The 26,251-nt window shown below is 53.4% G+C and carries 19 protein-coding genes and 1 pseudogene; 17 read left to right on the plus strand and 3 right to left on the minus strand.

Annotated elements, in window-relative coordinates; translation table 11 throughout:
* Positions 1-163: 163 nt before the first annotated feature.
* The 3 genes from N6G83_RS42595 (at position 164) to N6G83_RS42605 (ending at position 5,208) form a co-directional block, all read left to right on the plus strand.
* Positions 164-1,783, plus strand: coding sequence for an ABC-F family ATP-binding cassette domain-containing protein (locus N6G83_RS42595; RefSeq protein ID WP_211136511.1), 1,620 nt, complete (start codon positions 164-166; stop codon positions 1,781-1,783).
* A gap of 74 nt (positions 1,784-1,857) precedes the next feature.
* Entirely contained in the window at positions 1,858-3,564 is a 1,707-nt protein-coding gene (locus N6G83_RS42600) for an amidohydrolase (RefSeq protein ID WP_211136517.1), read from the plus strand.
* A gap of 303 nt (positions 3,565-3,867) precedes the next feature.
* The gene (locus N6G83_RS42605; RefSeq protein WP_074031190.1) at positions 3,868-5,208 is read left to right on the plus strand and encodes an APC family permease; all 1,341 of its coding nucleotides are present in this window, start codon (positions 3,868-3,870) and stop codon (positions 5,206-5,208) included.
* A 734-nt stretch (positions 5,209-5,942) separates the two neighbouring features.
* Here the strand turns inward: N6G83_RS42605 and N6G83_RS42610 are convergent.
* The gene (locus N6G83_RS42610) at positions 5,943-7,415 is read right to left on the minus strand and encodes a PLP-dependent aminotransferase family protein (protein WP_211134624.1); all 1,473 of its coding nucleotides are present in this window, start codon (positions 7,413-7,415) and stop codon (positions 5,943-5,945) included.
* Between the two features lie 120 nt (positions 7,416-7,535).
* Between N6G83_RS42610 and N6G83_RS42615 the strand changes: the two genes are divergently transcribed.
* Complete coding sequence (locus tag N6G83_RS42615) at positions 7,536-8,801, plus strand: 4-aminobutyrate--2-oxoglutarate transaminase (RefSeq protein ID WP_074031193.1); 1,266 nt, start codon at positions 7,536-7,538, stop codon at positions 8,799-8,801.
* A 12-nt stretch (positions 8,802-8,813) separates the two neighbouring features.
* On the plus strand, positions 8,814-10,268 hold the full coding sequence (locus N6G83_RS42620; protein WP_211134625.1) for an NAD-dependent succinate-semialdehyde dehydrogenase: 1,455 nt from the start codon (positions 8,814-8,816) through the stop codon (positions 10,266-10,268).
* Between the two features lie 110 nt (positions 10,269-10,378).
* Here the strand turns inward: N6G83_RS42620 and yfcF are convergent, their stop codons facing one another.
* Positions 10,379-11,014: a glutathione transferase gene (gene yfcF, locus N6G83_RS42625; protein WP_211134626.1), complete on the minus strand. Its 636-nt coding sequence runs from the start codon at positions 11,012-11,014 to the stop codon at positions 10,379-10,381.
* A gap of 119 nt (positions 11,015-11,133) precedes the next feature.
* The gene (locus N6G83_RS42630) at positions 11,134-11,787 is read right to left on the minus strand and encodes a Qnr family pentapeptide repeat protein (protein WP_074031196.1); all 654 of its coding nucleotides are present in this window, start codon (positions 11,785-11,787) and stop codon (positions 11,134-11,136) included.
* 188 nt (positions 11,788-11,975) lie between these two features.
* On the opposite strand from N6G83_RS42630, the gene N6G83_RS42635 reads away from it, so the two are divergent.
* The 12 genes and pseudogenes from N6G83_RS42635 to N6G83_RS42695 all read left to right on the plus strand — a co-directional run bounded on the left by N6G83_RS42635 (position 11,976) and on the right by N6G83_RS42695 (position 26,223).
* On the plus strand, positions 11,976-12,623 hold the full coding sequence (locus N6G83_RS42635) for a thermostable hemolysin (RefSeq protein WP_282440790.1): 648 nt from the start codon (positions 11,976-11,978) through the stop codon (positions 12,621-12,623).
* Positions 12,620-14,059 carry an AMP-dependent synthetase/ligase gene (locus N6G83_RS42640; RefSeq protein ID WP_211134627.1) on the plus strand — a complete coding sequence of 480 codons (1,440 nt, stop codon included), beginning with the start codon at positions 12,620-12,622 and terminating at the stop codon, positions 14,057-14,059. The genes N6G83_RS42635 and N6G83_RS42640 overlap by 4 nt, the downstream gene beginning before the upstream one ends.
* On the plus strand, positions 14,056-14,712 hold the full coding sequence (locus N6G83_RS42645; protein ID WP_021180630.1) for a TenA family transcriptional regulator: 657 nt from the start codon (positions 14,056-14,058) through the stop codon (positions 14,710-14,712). The genes N6G83_RS42640 and N6G83_RS42645 overlap by 4 nt, the downstream gene beginning before the upstream one ends.
* A complete protein-coding gene (locus tag N6G83_RS42650; RefSeq protein ID WP_211134628.1) occupies positions 14,709-15,518 on the plus strand; it encodes an SDR family oxidoreductase in 810 nt (269 codons plus the stop codon). The genes N6G83_RS42645 and N6G83_RS42650 overlap by 4 nt, the downstream gene beginning before the upstream one ends.
* Positions 15,515-16,126, plus strand: a complete 612-nt coding sequence (locus tag N6G83_RS42655; protein ID WP_173408649.1) for a tetratricopeptide repeat protein — start codon at positions 15,515-15,517, stop codon at positions 16,124-16,126. Before N6G83_RS42650 ends, N6G83_RS42655 begins: the two co-directional genes overlap by 4 nt.
* A gap of 26 nt (positions 16,127-16,152) precedes the next feature.
* Positions 16,153-16,842: a VIT family protein gene (locus N6G83_RS42660; RefSeq protein ID WP_065684708.1), complete on the plus strand. Its 690-nt coding sequence runs from the start codon at positions 16,153-16,155 to the stop codon at positions 16,840-16,842.
* Between the two features lie 427 nt (positions 16,843-17,269).
* The gene (locus tag N6G83_RS42665; protein WP_065684707.1) at positions 17,270-18,352 is read left to right on the plus strand and encodes a type I restriction endonuclease; all 1,083 of its coding nucleotides are present in this window, start codon (positions 17,270-17,272) and stop codon (positions 18,350-18,352) included.
* Between the two features lie 237 nt (positions 18,353-18,589).
* The gene (locus tag N6G83_RS42670) at positions 18,590-20,047 is read left to right on the plus strand and encodes an EmmdR/YeeO family multidrug/toxin efflux MATE transporter (protein ID WP_211134480.1); all 1,458 of its coding nucleotides are present in this window, start codon (positions 18,590-18,592) and stop codon (positions 20,045-20,047) included.
* A gap of 103 nt (positions 20,048-20,150) precedes the next feature.
* Positions 20,151-22,922 (plus strand): DUF2339 domain-containing protein, encoded by a 2,772-nt coding sequence (locus N6G83_RS42675; RefSeq protein WP_211134481.1) that lies wholly within the window; start codon positions 20,151-20,153, stop codon positions 22,920-22,922.
* Complete coding sequence (locus N6G83_RS42680) at positions 22,919-24,292, plus strand: DUF3999 family protein (protein ID WP_211134482.1); 1,374 nt, start codon at positions 22,919-22,921, stop codon at positions 24,290-24,292. Before N6G83_RS42675 ends, N6G83_RS42680 begins: the two co-directional genes overlap by 4 nt.
* Before the next feature lie 1,256 nt (positions 24,293-25,548).
* Positions 25,549-25,695: pseudogene (locus tag N6G83_RS42690) on the plus strand (ATP-binding cassette domain-containing protein); the annotation flags it as partial.
* A gap of 132 nt (positions 25,696-25,827) precedes the next feature.
* Entirely contained in the window at positions 25,828-26,223 is a 396-nt protein-coding gene (locus N6G83_RS42695; protein WP_248006586.1) for an ABC transporter permease, read from the plus strand.
* Positions 26,224-26,251: the final 28 nt, after the last annotated feature.

Raw genomic sequence — 26,251 nt, forward strand, 5'->3', positions numbered from 1 at the left:
GTTTGCAATCGGTATAAAAGATCGGCTAACATCGGCTCGCCTTATCCCTTTTCTCTCTGCGGAGCCATTACCGAAAATGAACAACCACACCTGCTGATATCTGGCCCTGTACCGAGCACGCTCGTGCCGTATGGGGAGGTTTTGATTTCATTCAGGAGTGCTTATGGCTCATTTTGCGCAGTCCCCTTATTTCGTTTTACATCAATTAACCTGTCAGTTTGCCAATGGCGAAACGCTGTTTGGCCCGCTTAATCTGGCCGTTGAACAGCTGCACTGTGGCCTGGTGGGGCGTAACGGCGTGGGAAAAACTCGCCTGCTACGTCTGATTGCCGGGCTGGATCAACCCGCGTCAGGTCATATTGAGACGCAGGCAACCTTTGCCTATGTGGCGCAGCAGCCGCACTTCACCGAACAGACGACCCTGGCAACGTTGCTGGGCTACGGTGAGGTGTTTGCCGCCCAGGCCCGTCTTGAGCAAGGTTGCCCACGGCTGGACGATATCGATCGTCTTGAGGGCCAGTGGGATCTGGCGGATCGCTTGAGCACGGCTTTTGCGGCGGCGGGATTGTCTGATTTTGATCCGCAACGGCCAGCCAGCGAACTGAGTGGTGGCGAACGTATGCGTGCGGCTTTGTGTGGCGCGATAATGTCGGGGGCTGATTTCCTGTTGCTGGACGAACCAACCAATCACCTCGATAGCACGGGCCGTGAATGGCTGTATCAGCAATTGGGACAGTGGCGCGGCGGTCTGTTGATTGCCAGCCACGATCGGCAACTGTTGTCACGGATGCAGCGGATTGTCGAACTGACTCCTGAGGCATTACGTAGCTACGGTGGCAATTATCACGAATACCATCGGCTGCGGGAGCAAGAGCAACAGGCGGCGCGTGCTCAACTTGAACATGCCGCGTTGGAAAGACGGCGCGTCCGCGCTCGCCAGCAAAAAGAACACGACAATTACCAGCGTCACTCCGCCCGTACGCTGAGAACCGTGGACTCGCTGAATATCGCCTCTTTTGAGAAAGCTGCCCTCAAGGGGGCTGCTCGCGACACGATGGGGACCTTGCGTAAACAGCATCAGGGGCAAAAGAACACGCTGGATGAAGCTGTGCGCGAGGCGAGGGAACGGGTTGAAGAAGATAACCCGGTGATGCTGACCTTACCGGGCAGCGCGGTAGCCACAGGTAAGCAGGTGCTGGTACTGGAACAGTTACAGCTGCCGTTCGTCTCCTTGCCACCGCTCGACTGGAGGATGGATGGCCCGATGCGTGTGGCCATCACCGGCCCGAACGGCTGTGGCAAATCCACGCTGCTGAAGGTGATCCTGGGGCAACTGGCTGCCAGCGCTGGACATTGCCATTGCTCGGTATCGCTGGCCTACCTCGATCAAAACCTGTCCCAGCTCGATCTGACTCGCTCGGTGGTCGATCATCTAGGTTTACAGGATACCCCGTTAGCCGAAGGAGTGTTGCGTAGCCAACTGGCGCAACTGCAACTGAATGCCGACCGGGTCACGCTGCCGTTGGCGGCATTGAGTGGTGGAGAGCGGTTGAAAGCGGCGCTGGCCTGTGTGCTGTGGCGGCGTGAGCCTGCGCAGCTCCTGCTGCTGGATGAACCGACCAACCATTTGGATCTGGCCTCATCGCAGGCAATTGAAGCGGCGCTGGCGGAGTTCCCTGGTGCGATGCTGGTAGTGTCGCACGATGAGGATTTCTTGCGGGCGCTGCGGCTGACCCATCGTTTGTTCTGGTCGACAGCGGGTTGGTGCTTTCAAGCAATGTAACCCTGCCTGAGGGGCCAAGCTGGGGAGTTTTTGGTATACTTAAGGTCATTTTGTGAGGTTTCGAGACAATGACTATGACTCCAGTGGCAACAGCAGCCGAGGTAATTTATTACAACGGCACTATCTTCACCGCAGATGCGGAAAATCGTGTTTGTAGTGCGTTGGCGATAGGGCAGGGATACATTCTTGCGGTAGGGACTGATGAGCAGGTGCTTGCGCTGGCGACACCCACCACCGAACGCATCGATCTGCACGGCAAAATGATGATGCCGGGCCTGATCGACAGCCATATGCACCCATTCTGGGGCGGCAAACAGCTCAAAGGTTGCAGCTTGCACTATGCGGCGCTGACGGCTGAGCAAACCCTGCAACATATTCAGGCGCATCTGGATAAGTATCCGGCTGGCGATGACGAATGGCTGACGGTACGTGCCTGGCAGCGTCAGGCGATGATCCCGGTTGGCGCGGATATGAGCCGTAGCTTGCTGGACACCCTCAACACTCGCCGCCCGGTGGCACTGTTCTCTAACGATTGCCACACGCTGGCGGCCAACAGCCGTGCGCTGGAGATGCTGGGCATTGATGAAAATACCCCGGTGCCGCCGGACGGCAAGATCGCCCGCGATGCCGATGGTCAACTGACCGGGATCCTGGAGGATGCTCCGGCCATGCGCGCCTTTGACAGCATTCCTTCCGGCACGGCGGAACAGAACGTGCAGGTAGCGGCTCATGTGCAGCAGGTGCTGCATACGCAAGGCGTGACCACTGTGATGGATACCCGGGTGTTTGCGGAACAGTTGGAGGCTTTCGCCGTACTGCGCGATCGCGGTGAGCTGACCTTACGTGTGCTGGGGGCCAAAGAAGTCACACCAGACAGCGTACAAGGGCCGGAAGACGCTGCCCGGGCGGTGCAAGAGGTTGTCGCCTTTGCCGAACGGTGGAGTAGCCAGCCTTGGACGCCGCAGGCCGGGATCTCTGTTGGCCATCTCAAGCTGTTCGTCGACGGCGTGTTGCAGCCACCGACTATGACGGCGGCGCTGCTAGAGCCTTATCGTGAACATCATGGGGAAGCCAAGGGTGAGCGTTATGGCGATCTCTACTTCACCACGCCGGTGCTGAACGCGCTGATCGTCGAGTGTGGCCGCGCTGGCCTGCATCCGCATACCCATACGGTAGGCGATGGCGCAATCGAGCAGGTGCTGGATGCGGTTGAGCTAATGCGTGCTGCCTGCCCGGGCAAGGATATCCGCCCAGGCTTGGCCCATAACGAATTGGTTGCGCCGCATCAGTACGCGCGCTTTGCCTCTTTGGCGGCAACGGCGGTGCTTTCGTTCCAGTGGGCCGGTTTACCGGGCGTGCTGATCGATGAAGAGCGCGAGATGCTGGGTGAAGCCCGTTTCCCTCACCTTGAGCCCGCGGCACGCTTCCTGGATGCCGGTGCGCGGCTGGCCTATGGCAGCGACTGGCCCATCGATCGCCTGGATGAGTGGTATAACCTGCAGGTGGGGATGACCCGCCGCGCCTGGGATAGCGAAGGTAATCCTGCCGGGCCACGCCTGGACAACGATCGCGATCTGACCCTGATTGAGACGTTGCGCGCAGCCACCATCGATGCGGCCTATATGATCGCCAAAGAGCAGTACATTGGCTCGCTGGAAGTAGGCAAATTTGCCGATGCGATCGTCCTGCAGCATAATCTATTCGAGCAGCCAGCGGAGAAGATCTACCAAACCCGCATTGAACGGACATTGGTTGGCGGGAAGATCAGCTATCAATCCTGATAGCAATGTGAATTAAGCGGTCATTTTTACCTGGGGGCGTTGCATGCAGCGCCTCTACAAATTCGGCACATTGCCATGAAGGGTAATTTTTACCGCTTTTCCTCATCCTGCAAACAATAAATCAACGGGTTGTGCCCCAGTTCTTTACCTATTGCCACCCGGTTTTCTGAAAGCGGATTGTTAGCTTCCCCGGCAGCCTAACTTGTGCCAGAATCCGTCCCCTTGTTTTTACCGCAGCGAATCAAATAGCCTATTGGGATTGGCCCTGAATAGCGCTGAGCTGCGCCAGGAGATGATACGGTAATGCCGCAAAACATTCGGTTGCAACGAGTTCTTAAAACCCCCGCCCTGGTTGCGTTTGGCCTTGCCTATATGGTGCCACTGGGCGTGTTTACCACCTACGGTCAGGTTACCGTGTTAAGCCAGGGTCACTTACCCGTCGCTTATCTGGTTACCATCGTGACCATCCTGTTTACCGCCCTGAGCTATTGCCGGATGACCAACGCCATGCCGCTGGCAGGTTCGGCCTATTCCTACGTACAGCGCAGTTTTGGTGGTAAAACCGGTTTCCTGGTAGGTTGGGCGCAGATCCTCGATTATCTGTTCCTGCCGATGCTTAACTATCTGGTTTTAGGTATCTTCTTGCACGAGGCATTCCCATCGATCCCTGCTTACGTGTTTATTCTTGGCTCCATTGCCAGCGTCAGCGCGCTGAATATTCTGGGCGTGCGCCTGCTTAGCTCGGTGAATTTCACGCTGATTGCCTTGCAGATGGTGTTTATCGTGCTGTTTATCGTGCTGGCATTTAGTGAGGCTGACCTCAGCCCGGCGTCATTGATGAAGCCGCTGCTGGTGGATGCCGGTGACTTCTCTGGCCTGATCGCCGGTGCTGCGGTGTTGTGCCTGGCCTTCCTGGGTTTTGATGCCATTGCCACCATGGCCGAAGAGGCCGCCGACGCCAAACGTACTCTGCCGCGCGCGATCCTGATTACCGTGATCTGTGCCGGTGGCATCTTTGTTGCCGTTTCCTACGCCGCGCATCTGGCCTATCCTGACTGGCAATCGCTGATCCCGCATCAGGACACCGCCAGCCTGATTATCTCGGAGCACGTGGGTGGCAAGTGGATGTACAACTTCTTTATGGCCACTTACCTCACCGGGGTGTATGCCTCTTCCATGTCTGCACAAACCGGTGTTTCACGTATCTTCTACGCCATGGGGCGTGAAGGCGTGTTGCCGCGTAAAGTGTTCTACCATCTGCACCCTCGTTTCCGCACTCCGTGGCGCGCGATTGTGTTTGTCGCCATCATCTCGTTGCTGGCGCTGTGGATGGATTTGAGCATGGTGGTGTCGATGATCAGCTTTGGCGCATTGGGGGCATTCACCTTCGTTAACCTCAGCGTGATCAAGCATTTCCTGATTAACCAAAAACGCCGTGGGCTGAACGCGATGTTCAAATACGGCCTGCTGCCGCTGGTTGGCTTCGGTATGTCAGTGTGGTTGTGGGTCAACCTGGATCCCGAAGCATTGAAAGTGGGTTTCACTTGGCTGTTTGCTGGTTTTATTTATCTGCTGTGGCTGACCAAGGGGATGCGTCAGGATCCCCCATCTACCCAGGATGATATCAACCACCTGCTGGATTGATGCCCCTCACCCCAACCCTCTCCCACAGGGAGAGGGAGCTGTTAGTCCCTGCTCTTTTGGCAGTCACTCGATCGGTTCCCAGAAGGGAAGGAGCTGTTAGTCCCTGCTCTTTTGGCAGTCACTCGATCGGTTCCCAGAAGAGAAGGAGCTGTTAGTCCCTGCTCTTTTGGCAGTCACTCGATCGGTTCGCACAAGGGAGGGAGCTGTTAGTTTCTGCTCTTTTGGCAGTCACTCGATCGGTTCCCAGAAGGGAAGGAGCTGTTAGTCCCTGCTCTTTTGGCAGTCACTCGATCGGTTCCCAGAAGGGAAGTAGCTGTTAGTCCCTGCTCTTTTGGCAGTCACTCGATCGGTTCGCACAAGGGAGGGAGCTGTTAGTTTCTGCTCTTTTGGCAGTCACTCGATCGGTTCCCAGAAGGGAAGGAGCTGTTAGTCCCTGCTCTTTTGGCAGTCACTCGATCGGTTCCCAGAAGGGAAGTAGCTGTTAGTCCCTGCTCTTTTGGCAGTCACTCGATCGGTTCGCACAAGGGAGGGAGCTGTTAGTTTCTGCTCTTTTGGCAGTCACTCGATCGGTTCCCAGAAGGGAGGGAGCTGTTATTCCCTGCTCTTTTGGCAGTAAATAGGCAATCTCAGCAAACGCGAGCGCCCCCTTCAGCCAAGGCGAATCAGCCGGTGCTCATGAAGAATCACGATACTTTCAGCCCACTCGATCGGTTCCCTCTCCCTGTGGGAGAGGGTTAGGGTGAGGGGCCTATACACTCCAACAACATGTCAAACGCCGCCGCCATTTGTTCTTCCGGCACACAAGCAAAGCCCATCAGCAGCCCGCGTCGCGCGTTTGGCAGCATGTAATACCGTGACAACGCTCTTACCAGCACCCCGCGTTCATTGGCCGCCGCAGCGATGGCGACATCGTCTGCATCATCTGGCAGGTTGAGCACCAGATGCAGCCCAGCGTTGCTGTTGAACTCGCTCAACGCCTGCTTACCCAGATGCTGTTCAATCAACGCGGTGAGGAACCCACGCCGCTTGGCATACAGCAACCGCATGCGGCGGATATGCGCGGTATAGTGGCCTTCCTGAATAAACTGCGCCAGCGCCGCCTGAATGATCAGATGGCCGCCACGGTAAAGCTCGGCGTGAGCCGTTTTTAACTCGTCCATCAATGGCTTGGGAAGCACCACATAGCCCAGCCGCAGGGCCGGATAGAGCGTTTTGCTGAAGGTGCCGATGTAGATCACCGGCGCATCGGCTTCCAACCCCTGCAAGGCCGGGATAGGTTGGCCGGAGAAGCGAAATTCACTGTCATAATCATCCTCCACGATCCAGCCGCCAGCCGCACGGGCCAAAGCTAGCAGCCGTTGCCGACGAGCCAGGCTCATGACCGAGCCCAACGGGTATTGGTGCGAAGGGGTGACAAAAATCAGCCGTGGCAAGGCCGCCGGTTGTTCTGGTGGCACCATCCCGGCCTCGTCCACCGCCCAGGGGCAGATATTGACGCCGTTCATGCGCAGGATATTGCGGATCCCCCAATAGCCAGGTTCCTCGATCCAGGCGTCATCTCCAGGATTACACAGCATGCGGGTGACCAGATCGATCGCCTGATGAATGCCTTCGGTGATCAGAATTTGTTCCGGCGAGCAGCGCACCGAACGCGACACCCGTAGATAGTCCACCAGCGCATGCCGCAGCTCCGGGCTGCCGCCCTGGTTGCTGTAGGTTAAGCGCTGTGAAGTCGGGCGGCGGCTGATGCGTGCCTGGAGTTTGCTGAAGATGTGATGCGGGAAAGCATTCACGTCGGGGACGCCGGGAATAAACGCTCCCCACTGTTTCGGGCTGGCGCTGGCGTGTTGCAGTAGCGTGATGCCACGTTGTGACAGCTCGGCACGCCGTTGCTCACCGTCAACGGCAATCGGCTGGCTGGCGGTGGATAAACAGCTGTCGGGTACCGTTTCTGCGACGAAGGTTCCACTTCCCTGGCGCGAAAACACATATCCTTCCGCCAGTAATTGTTCATAAACGGTTAAAACCGTATTACGTGAGAGACCCAGCTCTTTTGCCAGATCGCGTGATGCCAGCAGGCGGCTGGAAGGGGGCAGGCTGCCGTCCAGAATACTGGTACGAATGGCATTGTATAACCGCTTGTGCAGTTTATCATCGGGCTGCTCGCCGAGGCGTTGCAGCAGCAGGTCACCACTCAATGAGCGCAATTGGATCCCTCAATTAATCGTAACTGGCACTCGATTATAGGGCCACATCCGGTGTAAATAAACGCAATGTTTCACGTTTGTGAACAAAACCGATAACTGGTCCCGCCCGGAGAGAACAGCATGAAAAACGCAGAACTGAATCAACGTCGTCTGGCCGCTACCCCAAGAGGGATTGGCGTGATGTGTGGTTTTTACGCCGAGCGTGCAGAAAATGCCACCCTGTGGGATGTGGAAGGCAATGAGGTGATCGACTTTGCCTCGGGCATTGCGGTGCTCAATACCGGCCACCGTCATCCCAAGGTGATCGCCGCCATTGAAAAGCAGCTTCAGGCGTTTACCCATACGGCATACCAGATCGTGCCTTATGAAAGCTATATTTTGCTGGCAGAGCGCATCAACCAACGTGCTCCGATCGAAGGCACCTGTAAAACCGCCTTCTTCACCACTGGCGCAGAAGCGGTAGAGAACGCGGTGAAGATCGCTCGTGCTTACACCGGGCGCCCAGGCCTGATCACCTTTGGCGGCGGATTCCATGGCCGTACCTATATGACCATGGCACTGACGGGTAAAGTGGCCCCTTACAAGTTGGGCTTTGGCCCGTTCCCTGGCTCCGTGTTCCATGGCCAGTATCCGAATGCGCTATATGGTGTCAGCACCGAAGATGCCATGAATAGCCTGGAACGCATCTTTAAGGCCGATATCGATCCTAAGCAGGTTGCCGCGATTGTACTGGAGCCGGTGCAGGGGGAAGGGGGCTTTAACGTGGCTCCGGCAGAATTCATGCAGGCGCTGCGTACGCTGTGTGACCAACACGGTATCCTGCTGATCGCCGATGAGGTGCAGACCGGCTTTGCTCGTACCGGCAAGCTGTTTGCGATGGACCACTATGCGGTGAAACCGGACCTGATCACCATGGCGAAGAGCCTGGCTGGTGGTATGCCGTTGTCTGCCGTGGCGGGCCGTGCTGAAGTGATGGATGCCCCGGCCCCTGGTGGCCTTGGTGGTACCTACGCCGGTAACCCATTAGCCGTTGCTGCCGCGCTGGCGGTATTGGACGTGATTGAAGAAGAACAACTGTGCCAACGCTCCCAGCGTTTGGGGCAACATTTGGTTGAAGTGCTGCAACAGGCACGTAGCCACTGCCCGGCGATTGTGGATATTCGCGCGCTGGGTTCCATGGTGGCAGTAGAGTTCAACGACCCGGCAACCGGTAAACCGTCGCCGGAGTTTACCCGTCAGGTACAGCAAAAAGCCCAGGAAGCAGGACTGTTGCTACTCAGCTGTGGGGTGAACGGTAACGTGATCCGTTTCCTGTACCCGCTGACCATTCCTGATGCCCAGTTTAACCAGGCGCTGGCAATCCTTTCCCGCGCGCTGGCCCAATAAGGAGCAATATTCATGAAACTGCAAAACCCCGATCTGCTGCGTAGCCAATGCCTGATTAACGGCGAGTGGTGTGATGCGCGCAGCGGCAAACGTGAAGCCGTGATCAACCCGGCCAACGGAGTGGAGCTGACAACGGTGCCTCTGGTGAGCGCAGAGGAAACCCAGCAGGCAATTAACGCCGCGCAGCAGGCACAAATCGGCTGGAAGCAACAGACCGCCAAGCAGCGTTCCGTATTGTTGCTGGCCTGGGCCGATAAAATCATGGCGGCTCAGGACGATCTGGCGCAGCTGATGACCGCTGAGCAGGGTAAATCGCTGGCGGAAGCGCGTGGCGAAGTGGCCTATGCTGCCTCGTTTATTACCTGGTTCGCCGAGGAAGCCAAGCGTGTAGACGGCGCCGTATTACAGGCACCACAGGCTTCGCAACGTCTGGTTGTGGTGAAACAACCTATCGGCGTCTGCGCGGCGATCACGCCGTGGAACTTCCCAGCAGCGATGATCACCCGTAAGGCGGCCCCAGCGTTGGCAGCAGGCTGCACCATGATCGTCAAACCGGCTGAGCAAACACCGCTGACGGCATTGGCATTGGCGAAACTGGCGCAGGATGCCGGTATTCCCGCAGGCGTATTGCAAGTAGTAACCGGCGAAGCGGCTCAGGTGGGTAAAGTGCTGTGTGACAGCCCGGTAGTACGCAAGCTGAGCTTTACCGGCTCGACCGAGGTTGGGCGCATCCTGATGGCGCAATGTGCGCCAACCATTAAAAAGCTTTCGTTGGAACTGGGCGGCAACGCACCAGTGATTGTGTTTGACGATGCGAATCTGGACGCGGCCGTTGCCGGGATCATGGCCTCCAAATTCCGCAACAGCGGGCAGACCTGCGTTTGTGCCAACCGTATTTACGTGCAGGACGGCATCTACGATCGCCTGGTGGATAAGCTGGTGGCCGCGGTTGAACAACTGAAAGTCGGTGATGGCACACAGGAAGGGACGACGCAGGGGCCGCTGATCGATGAGGCTGCGATAGAAAAAGTGCAGAGCCACATTGATGATGCGCTGATCAAAGGGGCGCAGATCGCGACCGGTGGGCAGCCGCATGCGTTGGGCCGTACCTTCTTCCAGCCGACGGTGGTTACCGGAGTGACCCAGCAGATGCGCTTTGCCAAAGAAGAAACCTTTGGCCCGGTTGCACCGCTGTTCCGTTTCCATGACGAAGCAGAAGCTATCGCGATGGCCAACGATACCGAATTTGGTCTGGCCGCTTACCTGTTCACGCAAAACGCCGCCCGTCAATGGCGGGTGCCGGAGGCGTTGGAATACGGCATGGTGGGCATCAATACCGGTTTGATCTCCAACGAGGTAGCGCCTTTCGGCGGTATCAAACAGTCTGGGCTGGGGCGTGAAGGCTCCCGCTACGGCATCGAAGAGTATCTGGAACTGAAATACCTGTGTATTGACGTGAGCTGTTAACCCTCAAGACTTGAACGCTCCCCGGTGGCCTACGCTGGGGAGCGTTTCCTCCGAGCAAGAAGTGATGTTTCTCACCGTTGAGAACGGCGGCGTCGTGGCCGCCGGTTTTTTTAGCTCCGCATTTTCTCTGGTAATGCCAACCACGCCTGCACCGATGGGCGCTGCCACTGTTTTTGTGCATAGTGGCGCAGCGGCTCCGGTACTTGATCGCCGTGTATCACCAGCCGGTTGAGCATCAGGGCCAGATCGGTATCGGCGATACACCATTCGTGGAACAGATGATCCTGGCCGTGGCTCAGCAACTTTTGCGCCGCAGTCAGCAGTTTGTTGGCTGCCCGTTGGGCATCCGTACTCAATGGGGCAAATTTACCCGCACTGAAAATTACCTCGGTTGGGCGTTCGGCCCGCAACGGCAACAGATCGCTACGCAACCAGGCCTGGATTTCACGGGCTTTGGCGCGCTGTTTGATGTCACGCGGGTAGAGCGGATGAGCTGGGTGGAGTTCTTCCAAATATTCCTCAATGGCGGAAGACTCGGAAAGCTGGAAGCTACCCATCACCAACGTCGGCACCCGCAGCGTTAATGACAGGCTGCCGTAGGCCTGGCTTTGCTGTTCCCCCAGTGAAAGATCCACCGGCTTGACGGTAAACGGCATGCCTTTCTCCGTGAGCGCCACAAAGGTCGACATGGCATAGGGGCTGAAAAAGTCGCTATCAGCGTAGAGAACAGTGGCCGATGGGTTCATACGGATCCTTGAGGATGGGAAAGGTATTTGGAATCATTGGCGAAGGACGCAATAAAATCAAGGCGATGGCCGATGATTAATCGTAATGGCGTATTAGGCACCGTGATGGCGGCTGGTAATCAGGAGTCACTGACCAGGATTATCCCCAGCCGATCGATTAACCCAACGACCTGCTGGCTATCCAGCTGTACTCCCTCCAGATCAACCTGGCGGATATCCATCTCCCCCAGCTCTGCGCCGGTCAGATTGCAGTGGTTGAAGGTGGCGGCCCGCCAGTCAAACTGGTTGAACTCCCCGCCGGACAGATCAGAGCCAATAAAGCTGGCTCCCAACACGTTAGCGCCACTCCAGCGGTTTTCCCACAGCTCACATTTCTCCAGTACCACCTTGGAGAAGTTGCTGTAGCTCAGATTGCTTTTGATGATAAAGGCGCTGCAAAAATAGCTGCGCTGCGAAATCATGTTCATAAAGCTGGCACCACGGAAATCAGCCCCCTGTGCCTTGCATTCGCGGATCTCCAGGCCGAGGGCCTGGGTATTTCTGAAATCGGCCAGTGAGAGATCGCAGCTTTTAAAGCTGGCATCTTTCAACACCGCGCGGCTGAAGTTACACCCGAGCTGGGTCTCTTCATCATAGAAAACACAGCCGATAAACTGGGTATCAGTCAGATCGGTGCCGGAGAAATCGCAGTTCAGAAACTTGCCGTTGGTGATGGTTTCACCACGGAATTGATCACGGGAAATCTTGGCGGAATGCAGCAGTAAGGGTTGCATGTTGTTACCTGTTTTTTTATACAGTTTATGGTGATACTACCTGAGGTTAACGGTGAAGGGAAATAGTGTATAAAGCAGTCAGCTTGCTTGATGGCGTTGGGTTTTAAATAGGGGGCTGTGCTCTCTCCGCCTTAACTCTTTCTTAAGCTTGCATCGCTACACTGCTCATTATCAGTCAGAGGGGCGCGATGATGAGTATGCATATCCAGGCACCGTACCAGCTGTCGTTTGCTGAGGACCATGAGCACAGGGCCTTATTACAGGCTTATATACAGCACGAATATGGTCGGCAGTTTAATGCGCTCATTCCTCACTTCCTGCCTTATCTGTTAGGCATGTACCGCGCTGATGGCGTTCTGGTTGGTGCCTGTGGTCTGAACCGTGCTGACAACTCGGTGCTGTACCTTGAGCGTTATCTGGATGCGCCGATTGAAGAGGTGGCTGTCGCGCAGACGGGAATAATCTTGCCACGTAACCGTCTGGTTGAAATAGGAAACTTTGCCTGTTCTGAATCCGGAAATGCCCGGATCATGTTTGCGGCGATTTGCCGGCTACTCTACGAAAACCAATTCGAATACGTGGCATTTACCGGGACCAAAAAGTTGAGAAATATCTTCCACCGGTTGCACCTGACCCCTCTGGAACTCGTCCCTGCATTGCCGGATCGAATGGGTGAAGATGCCCAGGCCTGGGGAGAATATTATCAGGGGCAGCCCTGTGTCATGGTTGGCGATCTTAAACAAGGCCGCCAAATTCTGAGTGAAACCAGCTTATTGCTTTCATTGTTTGGCCCCATGCCGGATATCTTTCCCGTGCAAATGAGCGTGCAGCTATGATCCTTTTTGAGCGAATTGAACACATCGCGGTCACAGATGGCTCTCGCCCTGCGTTATGTGATAGTCAGCAGAGCATCAGCTACGCTGATTTATTGCGGCAAACCACCTCTCTGGCCGAGCGACTCAGTAATGAGAAAATATCGCGGCTGGCCCTGTTTTTGAATAACGGCCTGGAGTGGGCCATGATCGATCTGGCTTGCTTGTTAGCCAATATTGTCATTATACCGGTGCCCGTTTTTTTCAGTGCCGAACAACAAGACTGGTTGTTGGAAAGTAGCGGTGCCGATGCCTTGATTGGGCCTGCCCGGCAAGGGTGGATAACGACCCCTTTCCTTGATTACCCTTTGCAACGTCGGCAGCCACTATCTGTTGCTGAATTACCCGCTAATACAGCCAAAATCACCTATACATCAGGGACAACCGGGCATCCCAAAGGGGTATGTTTGAGTCAGGAGCACTTGATGCAGGTCAGTCTGGCGCTTGCCGAGCGGGTTGCTGCGGCAAACATACAGCAGCATCTGACATTGCTGCCACTGTCGACCTTGCTTGAAAACATTACCGGGCTGTATGTTCCGTTGCTAAGTGGCGTATGTAGCCGTATCCCCTCGCTGGCGGAAGTGGGATTGACAGGCTCTAGCCAGTTTTCCGCTCAGATCCTTGCCCAAGCCATTACTCAATGGCGGCCGCACAGTCTGGTATTGGTACCTGAATTGCTGCGTCTATTCGTCATGTTGTGCACCCACAACCCAGAGTTGGCGGAGAGCCTGCGTTTTGTTGCCGTCGGCGGGGGTAAGGTTGCTGCGGATTTAGTGGTTAAATCGCATCAGTTGGGTTTGCCGGTTTTTGAAGGGTATGGCTTATCAGAATGCGGCTCGGTTGTTGCCCTCAATGCGCCAGGGCGTGCATTGCCTGGCTCGGTGGGTGAACCGTTACCGCACTGCCGGATAACCATCGCACCGGATGGGGAGATCTTGATTTCTGGCGCGACAATGCTGGGATATCTGGGGGAACCTGCTGCAAGATCCCCGGTAGCAACCGGCGATCTCGGCCATTTTGATGCCCAAGGCTTCCTTCATATCACCGGCCGCAAAAAGAATATTCAGATCACCGCCTTTGGCCGAAATTTTTCACCGGAATGGATCGAGGCAGAGGCTCAGCTTTTTCCAGCAATATCCCGCATGGTCATCTTTGGTGATGGTTTACCCGTAAATGTTGCGCTGATCCAAGTGACAGCCGGTTATGAAAGTAGCCTTGCCGAGCAGCTATCTCAACTTAATGGACGGTTACCTGACTATGCACGGATCCATCATTATTTTTTGGCACCGTTAACGGTTGAAAACGGTTTATTAACCACCAATGGGCGCCCGAAAAGACAGCAGATTTTGTCCACCTATCACACACGTATTCATCAGTTAATCGCGGGAGATATCACATGAGTTTTTATCAATTGTTACAGCGAGAGACGGCGGTGGACAGAGAGAAGCTCCTTTCCGCCCCGGTCATAGAAGCTTGCCGCTGCGGAAATATTAATGCCGAAATGTATATCGCCTTTTTGACACAGGCTTTTTATCATGTCAGCCATACCGTGCCTTTATTGATGACAGCGGGCGGCCGGATGAACTCAGAATATGAATGGGTTCGCGGAGCCATTGCCGAATATATTGATGAAGAGTATGGCCATCAGGAATGGATATTAAATGATATCAGGACGTGTGGCGGGGATGCCGAAGCGGTTCGTCATGGCCAGCCGGTATTGGCAATCGAGTTGATGATTGCGTTCCTCTACGATCACGTCTCTCGCCTCAACCCTATGGGTATTTTCGGTATGGTGCATGTCCTTGAGGGCACCAGCGTCGCCATTGCCACCACCGTTGCCGAGCAGCTTAAACAGGGACTGGGATTACCAGAGAAAGCCATGAGTTACCTCAGCTCGCATGGGGAACTGGATAAAGAACATCTGGCCTTTTTTGCATCATTAATGGACCAGGTGGAAAAGAGCGAAGATCGTGCCGCGATTATCCATACTGCCAAAGTGGTCTACCAACTTTATGGCGACATGCTGCGTGGCCTGATGGAGCCAGCACAATGAGGCTCGACAACAGCCGTATTTTGCTTACCGGTGCCAGTGGCGGTATTGGCCAGGCACTGGCTCATGCCTTGGCAAAGCAGGGGGCTTGTCTGATACTGCATGGGCGTAATGAAACGGCGCTCACCGCGCTGCTTAACACATTGCCCCACCCGGAAAAACATCAGGTTTGGATCGCCGATCTTGTCGATTTCACGCAATTGACACAGCAAGTTGAGCTGCTTTGCCAACAACAGCGTATTGATATCCTGATCAACAATGCCGGGGCCAATCATTTTGCCTGGCTTGAGGATCAAAGCGAACAACAAATAATGCAGCAGTTAGCTGTAAATATTCAGGCTCCAATATTATTGACTCGGGCTTTACTGCCTTATATAGACCGGCCCGGCATCATTATGAATATCGGTTCCAGCTTTGGCAGCATTGGTTATGCCGGATATAGCGTGTATTGCGCGAGCAAGTTCGCGCTGCGCGGTTTTAGTGAAGCACTCGGCAGAGAACTTGCCGGTTCATCCATTAACGTGCTCTATTTTGCCCCCCGGGCGACACAAACCACGCTTAACTCTGCGGCTGTTAATGCCATGAATGCCGAGTTAGGCACCAAAAGTGACAGTGCTGAATGGGTTGCTGATGAGGTGATTGTTGCACTAGACAAACAGATAAAACGACGATGGCTGGGTTGGCCAGAGCGGTTCTTTGTCAAACTTAATGCACTGTTCCCTGCAGTGGTCGATAAAGCGCTGGCTAAACAGCGGCATATTATTGCCCGCCATGCCAATGCTGCCCTTGAGAAGAAGGACTCGCGATGAAAAAGTTATTGTTGGTGTTGACGCTCTTTGGTAGTACAACCGCTGTTGCCCAGAGTGATTTGGCCGATATTCAGAACCAATGGGCAGTTTGCCAGTATCAGGTTGCGGCGAAACAGAAAGAAAGCTGTCTGGAACAACTCAGCGCCGTTGCGGATAAAGCCAGTGCAGCTAACGGGTCACGCGCAGACCTGTTGATCTGGTCTGCGATCGTCAAGAGTAGTTGGGCCGGTGAGAAAGGGGGGCTGGGTGCTTTGGAACTGGCTAAAGAGGCGAAAATGAAGTTGGAACTGGCAATAAAGTTGGATGCCAAGGCGCTGGATGGCTCAGCCTATACCAGTCTTGGCGCCCTCTATTATCAGGTTCCTGGCTGGCCCATTGGCTTTGGTGATGACAAGCAGGCTGAACTGTTGTTGAAACAGGCTTTACAGATTAATCCAACGGGTATCGATCCCAACTATTTCTACGGTGACTTTCTGATAGATCAAGGGCATAAGGCACAGGGCAAACTCTATTTACAGAAAGCACTGGCGGCCCCTGCCCGCCCAGGCAGAGAATTAGCCGATAAAGGCCGCCATCAGGACATTCAACAACGACTCGATAAACTTTGATACTAGGGTCAATAAAGGGAAACAAAATGCACCGGGAACGACACAGCATGGAAAAAATAGGCTGGCTGCGGGCTGCCGTTCTCGGGGCTAATGACGGGATAGTGTCTACCGCCAGTCTGCTGTTGGGCGTAGCGTCGGCTAACGTAACTCAGCAAAGTTTGCTCTTGACCGGGGTGGCTGGCTTGGTGGCTGGTGCGATGTCGATGGCAACCGGTGAGTATGTTTCAGTGTCTTCCCAGGCTGATACTGAAAAGGCCGCTCTGGCTGAAGAGCAAGCTGAGCTGAATAGCGATTTTCAGGGTGAACACCGGGAGTTAACCTCGATTTATGTCCATCGTGGGCTTGATTTGGCTCTGGCTAAACAAGTGGCAGAAAAACTGATGCACCATGATGCGCTAGGCGCCCATGCGCGTGATGAGCTGGGGATCTCAGAAATCACCACCGCGCGTCCTTTACAGGCCGCGTGGGCTTCAGCATTGAGTTTTGCTGCCGGGGCAATATTACCGCTATGTGTAGCGGCCATCGCGACAACTGAATGGACCATCCCCGCCATTGCCTGCTCAGCATTGGTCTCACTGGCGGTGCTTGGGGGCGTTTCGGCCAAAGTGGGCGGTGCACCCATCGGCCCTGGAGTGATGCGCATTACCTTCTGGAGCGCACTGGCCATGGGGGTGTCATCGGGGATCGGGGCGTTATTTGGTTTGGTTACGGGGTAAGGGGTAAACCAATAGCGCGATATTTTTCTCTGCGTCGCAGTCACTCAAAAGTACGGCCCTTCTCAAAGGGATAATTCCTGTTGATAGTGTTAGGTATCAAAGGGAGCTGTATGTTCCGATAAAGCCAAGGTCAAATAGAGTTTCATTTAATTTTGACTAAATATAATATCATTTATTTATTATTCTCATTCAAATAGTACCTATAATTTATTATTTTAAGTTTAATTGATTTATCTGATAACTTACAAAGCAGTTTTTAGTGGAATTTATGCATTACTCACAATCTAATTGATTTAATTGCTTTAGTATCTTTTTGAAATTAAGTGATCGCTGTCTTATTCTGAAAATAAAAAAGGACAACAGCGGTTTTTTTATATAAATTAGATAACGTGAAGAAACTATAACTATTTGACACGGAGGGTTTTTTATGGAGCTTTTAGACGAGCTACAAAGTCTTTCAGCTAAGATCAAACAACAGGCTGTAGTTATTCAAACTGAAGAGGCTACAAAAAGCGCTTTCGTGATGCCATTCATTAATAAAGTGCTTGGTTATGATGTTTTTGACCCAACGGAGGTTACTCCGGAGTTTATCTGTGATGTTGGGATAAAAAAAGGTGAGAAAATAGACTACGCCATTTTGAAAAACAATGAGATTCAGATACTTGTTGAATGTAAAAAGATTGGTGAGCCGCTAAACGTTAACCATGCTTCGCAATTGTTTAGGTATTTCCATGTAACCAATGCGAGGATATCCATTTTAACTAACGGGCAAATATATAAATTTTTCACCGATCTTGATGCTCCTAACAAAATGGATGAAAAGCCATTTCTTGAGCTAGACTTGTTGGATATTGATGAAAATGTGGTACCTGAGATAGCCAAACTAACCAAGTCAACATTTGATGTAGAGTCAATAGTAAATGCGGCTGGTGAGTTGAAGTATGTAAGCCAAATCAAGAAAATAATTTCAACTCAGTTTAACAATCCTGAGGAAGATTTTGTAAAATTCTTTGCGTCCAGAGTCTATGATGGAATTTTAACACTAAAAGTACGTGAACTCTTTACCTCTTTGACTAAAAAAGCGTCCAGTCAGTGGTTAAATGATCAGGTAAATGAACGTCTTAAGTCTGCAATTAGTGGGGCTCAGCAGCAGCCTTTAGCAATCGAACCTAAAGACGAGATTGTTGAGCAAGCGTTAGTCGCTGTTGAAGATGATGATGGTATAGTAACCACTGAAATTGAGATTGAAGGTTTTCATATCGTTAAATCTATAATTCGTACTGTTGTTGAGCCAAGTCGAATTACTTATCGCGATACTAAAAGTTATTTCGGTATATTACTTGATGATAACAATAGAAAGCCTATTTGTAGACTTCATTTTAATCGGAGTCAGCTGTATGTCGGTTTGTTTGATTCTGATAAGAAAGAAACTCGTTATCCAATAGAATTATTGGATGATATCTACCAACATGCTGAACAACTTAAAATTACGGCGGAAGGTTATAATTAATTAGTGAAGAGTGGCTATGTTCATCATGGCCACTGATTAATATTTTTTGGGGATGGGTAATTAGCTAATTTATTATTTTTAGCAAGCATAAAAAATCATTTTTATTCATTTATTTGGATTTGGCCTAATCAACACATTGTCACGGTTTCATACCGATAGCGAAAAAATGCCTTGCAGAATAAGCGCCGATAAACCATCATTTGAAACGACGTTTCACTTCCTTGCTACAGGTCAACCTTGAACTTACACGGGCTACTGCCCCAGCGCGTTGCCAAGACGCATTGGTATGCCAAGCGAAAAAGCTATCGGGTGCTTTTTTGGCGCGAAATCACGCCACTGGCAGTACCGATCTTTCTAGAGAACACCTGCGTACTGCTGATGGGGGTCCTCAGCACCTTCCTGGTGAGTTGGCTCGGCAAAGAGTCGATGGCAGGCGTTGGCCTGGCAGACAGCTTCAACATGGTCATCATGGCCTTTTTCGCGGCGGTGGATCTGGGTACTACAGTGGTTGTGGCCTTTAGCCTTGGCACTCGCGATCGCAAACGGGCGCGGGCGGCGGCACGCCAGTCGCTGGTATTAATGACCGTGCTGGCGGTGCTGCTGGCGGTTGGGATCCATTTGGCCGGGCAACAGATCATTAACGTGATCGCCGGTGAAGCCACGCCCGAAGTCAAAGCGCTGGCGCTCTCTTATCTGCAAACCACCGTCTGGAGCTATCCGGCAGCCGCCATCGCCCTGATTGGTAGCGGCGCCCTGCGTGGGGCGGGTAACACCAAGATCCCGCTGTTGATCAATGGCGGTATGAATATCCTCAACATCCTCATCAGCAGTACGCTGATTTATGGGGTATTTAGCTGGCAAGGCCTGGGTTTTGTTGGCGCGGGGCTGGGGCTGACCATTGCCCGCTATATCGGCGCGATCGCCATTATTGCCGTTCTGGCGGTGGGCTTTAATCCGGCGCTGCGTATTACGCTCAAAAGCTATTTTATGCCACTCAACAGCAGCATCCTGCGTGAGGTGCTGGGGATTGGTATTCCCGCCAGTATCGAATCGGTGCTGTTCAACGCTGGCAAGCTGCTGACACAAATGTTTGTGGCAGGGATGGGGACCAACGTCATCGCCGGTAACTTTATCGCTTTCTCTATCGCGGCCCTGATTAACCTGCCGGGGAATGCCTTGGGATCTGCTTCGACCATTATCGTCGGTAGGCGTCTGGGGAAAGGGCAAATTGCTCAGGCCGAGCGGCAGATGAAGCACGTCTTTTGGCTGGCGACGATTGGCCTGACGGTGATTGCCTGGGGAACCGCCCCCTTTGCCGGGCTGTTTGCCTCATTTTATACCCAGGAAGACGATGTTAAAGAGGTGGTCAAAATCCTGATTTGGCTCAACGCCGCGTTTATGCCGATTTGGGCCGCGTCCTGGGTGTTACCTGCCGGGTTGAAGGGCGCACGTGATGTCCGGTTTGCCATGTGGGTGACGATGTTGGGCATGTGGGGCTGTCGAGTGGTCGCCGGCTATATCCTGGGCATCGTGCTTGGCATGGGCGTGGTGGGTGTCTGGCTGGGGATGTTCTTGGACTGGGCCGTTCGCGGAGTCTTCTTCTATTGGCGTATGGTCAGCGGGCGCTGGCTATGGAAATATCCACGCCTGAGAAAAAACCAGCCTGAATCAGCCGAAGAACAGCCGCCAAGCTAACGGTATTTTATTAGCCTGAGCCGGGTTGGCGGTATCAATCCATTGTCGGCGGTTATGTTTTGGTGTAAGACTGATGCCACGATAAATGATCTAAAGGTGCACCATGGATGGATTGATATTTATCGCTGGCTTGGCGTTGTTCCTGTGCCTGGTGGTATTACCCATTTCTGTGGTGGTATCGCTTGGCCGTGGCAACCGTAACCAGCGGGAAATTGCCCAACTGACACTGACCATCACCCAGTTGCAAAAACAGGTGGATGATCTCCGCTTCGAGGAAACCGGGAGATCGCGGCCAACGCCAACGCCCGTTTCTCAGGCGCAACCTGTGGCTGCGAAGACAAGGCATGACTTTGCGGCGCATGCGGTACAACAGTCTACCGTTAAACCCGCAGCTGACATGGCCGCCCCCCCTTCGGTTATATCGCCATGGGAGTCTGCAGTTCCAAAACCACCCGCACCAGTAACAACCATCCCTCACCCACCTGTTTCTGATAAACCCGCCATTGATAAGCCGCAGCAACCGAAAAACGACCTGCTCAGCGGGCTGGTGGGCTGGTTTATGCAAGGCAACCCGTTGGCGAAGCTGGGGGTCTTGCTGCTGTTCTTCGGTTTGGCCTACCTGATGAAATACACCGTTGAACGCGACATGTTGCCTATTGAGTTCAGGTTAATGGGCGCGGCGGTGGCGAGCGGCGTTTTACTGTGGTTTGGCTGGCGTCTGCGTGTTAAACAGACGATGTATGCCCTGATCCTGCAAGGGGGCGCGGTTGGCGCGCTCTATATCACCGTATTTGGTGCCTTCCGGCTTTATCAATTGTTGCCACATATGCTGGCATTTGGCCTGATGCTGGTGATCTGCGCCGCCAGCGTGGGGCTGGCCGTATTGCAGCGCGCCCTCAGCCTGGCGATGCTTGCCAGCATTGGTGGCTACCTTTCACCGCTGTTGCTGTCCACCGGTGGCGGCAGTTATATCGCGCTATTCTCCTATTACCTGCTGCTTTCGTTGGGCATTTTGGCGATCAGTGTCTGGCAACCGTGGCGGCCACTTAACCTGCTGGGCTTTGTTTTTTCCTTTGGCGTTGCCGGGCTGTGGGGGGTCAACAACTACCTGCCGGAATACTATCTGGGTTGCCAGCTGTTCCTGATTGCCAATATCGTGATTTTTGGCGTGCTATGCCTGGCTTTGACTCTGCGCGCACAGTTGCCTGGCGAGAAGATTATCGATGGCGCGCTGCTGTTTGGCCCACCGTTAATCGGTTTTGGCATGCAGTATCTGATTGTTCGCCACTGGGAGTTTGGCCCGGCGTTCTCGGCGCTGGGCTTCGGTTTGGCTTACCTGTTACTGGCCTGGGCAGCATTGAAGCGCTACCCATCCCTGGGCCGTATGTTGGCAGTCTCCGGTTTGGCGCTGGGCGGGGTGTTCACTACGCTGGCGATCCCATTGGCACTGTCTGCTGAGTGGACATCCATGGCTTGGGCGCTGGAAGGGCTGGGCATTCTGTGGCTTGGTCGTGAGCAAAAGCAAATCCGCATGAGCCTCAGCGGTTCTGGTCTGTTGGTGCTGGCCTTGGCTTCTGCCCTGGTCGCTCTTGGCGGTGGAATGACGACGCTCTCCTTCACGCTTGTGTTCGCCGTACTGGCATTAACTTGGCTCGCGGTGGCATTCCTCTGGCGCAATCTGGAGAGCGATGCCGCATTCAGACAGGCTGTCAGCCGTTCCTTCCTGGCTGGCAGCATCCTGCTCTGGCTGGTTTGCCTGCTCGGTTTTGCTGGCCGATTGCCGCTCAACTATGGTTATGGAGCCTTCCTGGCGTTGGCCTTGTTGACGCTATCCGTAGTGCTGTGGCGTTGGGTGGCACAAAGGCTGGCCTGGCTCGAACTGCGTTATAGCATTTGGCTGCTGTGGCCGGGTATGTTGGCCATGCTGATGTTCCAATTAGTCGGTTTTAATTCTTTATTGTCCTTCGGCTGGCCGAATCTGGTCTGGTTGCTGGCCTTGCCGGTGGCGTACTGGTTGCTGAAGCGCGAAGCGGATACCTTGCCGTTACTGCGCCTGCAGCAGGGATTACATCTGTCGCTGTTCTGGATGGTGGTATTCGCGTTGGGCTATGAAGTCTTTTGGCGCACGATGCGCTTGCCGTGGGGCATGGATGAGTGGCAACTGGGCCTGCAAATGGGCTTCCTCTCCCTGATCATCCTGGCTACACATGGTGCGCTGCGCAAAGGATGCTGGCCGTTTGCCGAACATCGTCAGCTATATGGCGCAATTGCCTTGGCTCCATTGGCGGCGTTGGCTCTGCTGCTGTTGCTGGTAGGCAACGTGTTTGATGGGGTCAGTCTAGGCTGGCGTTATTTGCCGCTGTTGAACCCGTTAGAAGAGGGCGCTGGTTTTGCACTCTTGGCGCTGGTGACTCTGGGGCTGTTTGTCCGGCGGGAATACCCGCAATTTGCCGCATTGCTGCAACAGGCGCTGCCGCTGTTTACTATCGCGGTGCTTTTCTGGTGGGGCAATGGGGCGGTCCTGCGTGCGCTGGCCTATTACGCCGATATTGCCTGGCGGGCCGATACGCTCTGGGGTTCGCGCCTGGTACAGACCACCTTCGCTTTGCTGTGGATGCTGATAGCGCTGATCGTCATGGTGCTATCAACCCGCCGTGGACAACGTGAGGTCTGGTTTGGCGGTGCGGCGTTGCTCGGTATCGTCATTGTTAAACTGATGCTGGTGGATAGCGCCCGGGGTGGTGGATTGGCTCGTGCCATCGCGTTTATCGGCGTGGCGATACTGGTGTTGATCGTGGGATATTTTTCCCCATTGCCACCCAAAGCGGTGCGCGGTAAGGAACCCAATGTGGCAAGCGAACGAGGGAATGTATGAAAGTAAAATTGAATAACGGGTTGCTGCTGTGGTCACTTTGTCTGGCTGGTGTAGCCAATGCGCAGCCGGTGGCTGAAAAACCGCAAGATTTCGCCTATGGCATCTCGCTAGCCACTGAAGGCAGCGCGCCGTTTTTCCGTATTGAACTGCCTGAGGCGGTGTATACCGAGAGCGTTTGGCCAGATCTGCGCGATGTGCGGGTGTTCAACAATCAGGGGCAGGCTGTCCCCTTTGCGCTGGCCGCGAACGTCACCACTCAGGAGAATAGCCAGACTTTCCCTCTGCGCCTGTTCCCAATGAAGGGTAAAAGGGTCACCAATCAGGAACAGCAGGTGATTTCGTTAAAATCCGCAGGTGGTGTTGAAGTGACCTTGCCAGTGGATAGTGACAAGCCAATGGGGAACACCTATCTGCTGGAGATCCCGCAGCATGAGGGCAACTATCCCCGCCTGACCCAGCTGAAACTGGCCTGGGAGCGTCTGCCCGAGAATTGGCAGACCCGCGTTAGCCTGTTTTATAGCAGCGATTTAAAAGACTGGTCGAGCAGCGCTGAGGATGTGCCCTTGATGGATCTGGTCTCCGGCAGCGATCGGTTGCTGTTGGATACCATCGATCTTGATGACTATTCCAGACCTCGTTATCTGCTATTGGTGTTCAACGATGCCAAAACGGCCCCTGATTTGAAGATCCAGTCAGTACAGGGGATTGCGGCCTCCAGACACACCGAACAGCAAAGGATCGGCCTGACCTTCAACCAAAAAGCCATTTCGGCCAGTGAGGCTGAATATAGCTGGCCGAATCCTCAGCCCTTGAACAATATCAGCATTCGGCCGACGCAAGGGAATACGGTGCTGCCACTCGAGATCGATTACCGCAGCGCAGCCAGTGACAATTGGCACCCTCTGACCAAGCAGGTGGTGTTCTCGGTGAATGGCCGCACCGCAGAGGCAATCCCGCTGAATGGCTTACTGGTGCAGGGTATTCGTTTGAAAGGCATCAACCAGCAATGGGGCGATTCGCTGCCAGAGGTTAAGGCGGAGCGCGATAGCCAAACCTTGATATTCAATGCCCAGGGAACCACACCATTCCTGCTGGCGTGGGGAAATAAAGCGGCCCAGCCTCAGGCGATCCCTTTAGATAGCCTGATCCCGGCAGAGCTGCGTAAAGCGATAGATGCCGATGCATTGCCACAGGCCGGGTTGCAATCTCAAGTGACCCTGGGCGGCACCGAGCGCTTGAGCGCGGTGGATGCCGCAGAAGAGGCCAGCATGTGGAAGAAAGGCCTGCTCTGGCTCCTGCTGGTTCTAGGGGCGGGTGGTTTGGTGTTGCTGGCCTTGAAGCTGTGGAAAGAGGTTCAGCAGAAGCCGTAATAGGGCAGGTGATTGCTGGCTGGTGGGAATGAAAAACCAAGGGGTGACGCTATTTGCGTTACCCCTTGTGCATTTATAGATATAGAAGCGCCCTATAGGCTAAGGCGCTATCCAGTAAAGATGGTGCCCATTGTTCGTAGGTAGGATCAGTTTTACCTCAGGTGGGTCTGATTTATATTGATGTATGGGCATTTTTACTTCGGTACTAATAGCTAAATACCATAATAAAACCACTGAAAATTAATAACCTGCCATTGATTAAAGTAACTGGTTTATGATTAAAGAGTATTCTAATAAATTCTTATATATTCAGTATTTCCAGTCGGTGGATATTCGGTTGCCCGTTATAGGTATTGATTTCATTAACTAATAATGTTGACCGATATAGATATCATGGCTATTCTTTGCTTCCTACTCATTGCTGATGAAGTGGTGTAAGCAGTCTGCTCCCTGAAATCGTATGCTGCATTTAGGATGCAGCCACGACCAGTAGCTTAACGGGAGAATCGCTCGGGTATGTAAAACGGTTTTGTCTTACTGCTTAATTATTATGGTGTTATGGAAAAGGATAATTCCCTGATGCTCTATTTGTCGCTGAGTATCGCTATTAGATTTAAAAAGATAATAGCGTGCACTCTAATGTCATGGTTGCTTTCTGCCTGTGATAATAAGAATGATCTGTTGATCCAGGGGGATGTCGAGGGGGAATTTATGTATATTGCCGCCCCAGTCTCTGGTATGCTAAAAAATCTCTATGTCAAAAAAGGCGATCGAATTCAATCTGATGCTTTATTGTTTGCTTTGGATAATGAACGTGAAACCCAGCGCTACTTACAGGTGCAGCATCAGTTAGATATAGAACAATCCACGCTTGTGGATTTACAGTCTGGTAGAAGAAAAACGGAATTAGATGTTCTGCGAGCCCAGCGCAACGGTGCCATTATTGCAACGCGGCTCGCCCATTCAAAACTGGCACGTAATGAAAAACAGGCAAAATGCGGGGCTATTTCTGAGTTTGAACTGGAAGCCTACCGCTCGGACTATAATCAAAAAGCAGCGGTAGTTGAGGAGTTACAAAATCGCCTTTCCGCTGATGAACTCCCCGCCCGCGATGCTCAACAACGGGCTCAAACAGCCCGTATTGAAGCGGCAAAGTCGGTGCTTAATCAAAGCAAGTGGGCACTGGATCAAATGACACGCGCTTCCTTGGTAAACGCGCAAGTATTTGACACTTTTTATCAGGTCGGGGAGTGGGTTCCGGCGGTTGGAAGCAGCGGTTGGCACTCTCCGCCAGCCTGCTGCATAACCCGAAACTCTTGTTGCTGGATGAACCCACTGCAGGGGTTGACCCTAACGCCCGGCAGGAGTTTTGGCAAATGTTGTATGCGCTACATAATTCCGGTTATTTCTCTTTTAAAACGGAATTGGCCACGGAGCAACAGGCGGCAGAGGCGTTGGCACAGGGAAAAGTACAGTTTGTTATTAATTTCCCCTCTGACTTTAGTCATAAATTATTGCGCGGTGAAAAAGCCAGTATGCTGATTGGGGCTGACGCCACCGAACCGGTAGCCATTATTCAACCGCTGATGGCCGCGAATATGCTGTCGGAACGGGTGTTAAACAGAAACTTGCCTGAAGCTGCGCTGTCCGCCTTTGCTAAAAACCAGTTGCAGTCAATGCAACTCACTTTCTTCTATTTTTTACCTTCGGTGTTGTTGACCGGATTTATGTTCCCGTTCCGGGGGATGCCAGAGTGGGCGCAGGTTATTGGTTGTTTTTTACCTATGACCTATTTTATCCGGCTGGCCCGTGGCGTGATCCTGAAGGGTAACACCATCTTTGAGATGGGGTCAGATGTTTGGCCGCTGATCGGATTTACCTGCGGATTTATGCTCATAGGCCTCTATTTCCACCACCGCACTCTTGATTAATTAATACCGCTATCCCGATTTCAAAACC

Source organism: Serratia sp. PL7 (genome assembly GCF_945957435.1).

Excerpts from the sequence above, each read along its gene's own strand:
- N6G83_RS42615 (WP_074031193.1), top strand. The coding sequence starts at position 7,536 with ATGAAAAACGCAGAACTGAATCAACGTCGTCTGGCCGCTACCCCAAGA.
- yfcF (WP_211134626.1), bottom strand. The coding sequence starts at position 11,014 with ATGAACCCATCGGCCACTGTTCTCTACGCTGATAGCGACTTTTTCAGC.
- N6G83_RS42665 (WP_065684707.1), top strand. The coding sequence starts at position 17,270 with ATGGAGCTTTTAGACGAGCTACAAAGTCTTTCAGCTAAGATCAAACAA.
- N6G83_RS42680 (WP_211134482.1), top strand. The coding sequence starts at position 22,919 with ATGAAAGTAAAATTGAATAACGGGTTGCTGCTGTGGTCACTTTGTCTG.
- N6G83_RS42675 (WP_211134481.1), top strand. The coding sequence starts at position 20,151 with ATGGATGGATTGATATTTATCGCTGGCTTGGCGTTGTTCCTGTGCCTG.
- N6G83_RS42595 (WP_211136511.1), top strand. The coding sequence starts at position 164 with ATGGCTCATTTTGCGCAGTCCCCTTATTTCGTTTTACATCAATTAACC.
- N6G83_RS42650 (WP_211134628.1), top strand. The coding sequence starts at position 14,709 with ATGAGGCTCGACAACAGCCGTATTTTGCTTACCGGTGCCAGTGGCGGT.
- N6G83_RS42640 (WP_211134627.1), top strand. The coding sequence starts at position 12,620 with ATGATCCTTTTTGAGCGAATTGAACACATCGCGGTCACAGATGGCTCT.
- N6G83_RS42660 (WP_065684708.1), top strand. The coding sequence starts at position 16,153 with ATGCACCGGGAACGACACAGCATGGAAAAAATAGGCTGGCTGCGGGCT.
- N6G83_RS42600 (WP_211136517.1), top strand. The coding sequence starts at position 1,858 with ATGACTCCAGTGGCAACAGCAGCCGAGGTAATTTATTACAACGGCACT.
- N6G83_RS42655 (WP_173408649.1), top strand. The coding sequence starts at position 15,515 with ATGAAAAAGTTATTGTTGGTGTTGACGCTCTTTGGTAGTACAACCGCT.
- N6G83_RS42620 (WP_211134625.1), top strand. The coding sequence starts at position 8,814 with ATGAAACTGCAAAACCCCGATCTGCTGCGTAGCCAATGCCTGATTAAC.
- N6G83_RS42635 (WP_282440790.1), top strand. The coding sequence starts at position 11,976 with ATGATGAGTATGCATATCCAGGCACCGTACCAGCTGTCGTTTGCTGAG.
- N6G83_RS42695 (WP_248006586.1), top strand. The coding sequence starts at position 25,828 with ATGCTGATTGGGGCTGACGCCACCGAACCGGTAGCCATTATTCAACCG.
- N6G83_RS42645 (WP_021180630.1), top strand. The coding sequence starts at position 14,056 with ATGAGTTTTTATCAATTGTTACAGCGAGAGACGGCGGTGGACAGAGAG.
- N6G83_RS42630 (WP_074031196.1), bottom strand. The coding sequence starts at position 11,787 with ATGCAACCCTTACTGCTGCATTCCGCCAAGATTTCCCGTGATCAATTC.
- N6G83_RS42605 (WP_074031190.1), top strand. The coding sequence starts at position 3,868 with ATGCCGCAAAACATTCGGTTGCAACGAGTTCTTAAAACCCCCGCCCTG.